Origin of the sequence: Xanthobacter autotrophicus, from assembly GCF_030015065.1 — a bacterium.
Taxonomy (GTDB): Bacteria; Pseudomonadota; Alphaproteobacteria; order Rhizobiales; family Xanthobacteraceae; genus Xanthobacter; species Xanthobacter autotrophicus_D.
Window position 1 is genome coordinate 1 of the sequence record NZ_JAIVFN010000263.1, and the last position, 1367, is coordinate 1367.

Below are 1367 nucleotides of genomic sequence, written 5' to 3' on the forward strand. Positions count from 1 at the left end.
GGCGTACCCCCATCCGCGGGACACCTCCCCCCAACGGGAGGCGCCCATCTGCAAGGATGGACTACATGACGACGAATCCCGCTCCGGCCACCCGTCCGGAGAATCCCAACTTTTCGTCCGGCCCCTGCGCCAAGCGTCCCGGCTGGACGCTGGACGGCCTCTCGGACGCGCCGCTCGGCCGCTCGCACCGCGCCAAGGTCGGCAAGGCCAAGCTGAAAGAGGCCATCGACCTCACCCGCGACGTGCTCGAAGTGCCCGCGGACTACAGGATCGGCATCGTCCCTGCGTCCGATACCGGCGCGGTCGAGATGGTGATGTGGTCCATGCTGGGCGCCCGCCCGGTGGACATGCTGGCCTGGGAAAGCTTCGGCGAAGGCTGGGTGACCGACGTCGCCAAGCAGCTCAAGCTCGAGGGCGTGCGCACCCTCACCGCCCCCTATGGCGCGCTGCCCGACCTCGCGCAGGTGGACTTCTCCCACGACGTGGTCTTCACCTGGAACGGCACCACCTCCGGCGTCATGGTGCCGGACGCGGAGTGGATCCCGGCCGACCGCACCGGCCTCACCATCTGCGACGCCACCTCGGCCGCATTCGCGCAGAAGCTGGATTTCGCCAAGCTCGACGTGGTCACCTTCTCCTGGCAGAAGGTGCTCGGCGGCGAGGCGGCCCACGGCATGCTCATCCTCTCCCCCCGCGCGGTGGAGCGGCTGGAGACCTACAAGCCGGCATGGCCGATGCCGAAGATCTTCCGCATGACCAAGGGCGGCAAGCTCATCGAGGGCATCTTCGAGGGCGAGACCATCAACACGCCCTCCATGCTGTGCGTGGAAGACTATCTCGACGCGCTCAAGTGGGCGAAGAATCTCGGCGGCCTCCTCGCCCTGCAGGAGCGCTCCAACCGCAACTTCGAGGCCATCGCCCGCTGGGTGCACACCACGCCATGGGTGGACTTCCTGGCCACCGATCCGGTGACGCGCTCCAACACGTCCGTTTGCCTGAAGGTGGTGGATCCGGACGTGACGTCGCTTCCCGCCGAGGCGCAGGCGGCCTTCGCCAAGGCCATCGCCTCGGGGCTGGAAAAGGGCGGCATCGCCTACGACATCGGCGCCTATCGCGACGCCCCTCCCGGCCTGCGCATCTGGTGCGGCGCCACCGTGGAGCGCGCCGACGTGGAAGCCCTGACCCACTGGCTCGACTGGGCCTTCGCCGAAGCCAAGGCCGCGCTGCCCAAGGCGGCGTGATCCTGGCCGCGTGATCCTGGCCGCGTGATCCTGGCGGCGTGATCTTGGGCCGCGTGATCTTGGGCCGCGTGCGTTTCCGCACGCGCCAGGTCGCCCCCTCTCCCGCTTGCGGGGGAGGGCCGGGGT

General features: G+C 69.1%; 1 protein-coding gene. It reads left to right on the forward strand.

The window, feature by feature from the left end; translation table 11 throughout:
- Positions 1–65: 65 nt before the first annotated feature.
- A complete protein-coding gene (locus K9U40_RS22985; protein WP_282892401.1) occupies positions 66–1241 on the forward strand; it encodes a phosphoserine transaminase in 1176 nt (391 codons plus the stop codon).
- Positions 1242–1367: the final 126 nt, after the last annotated feature.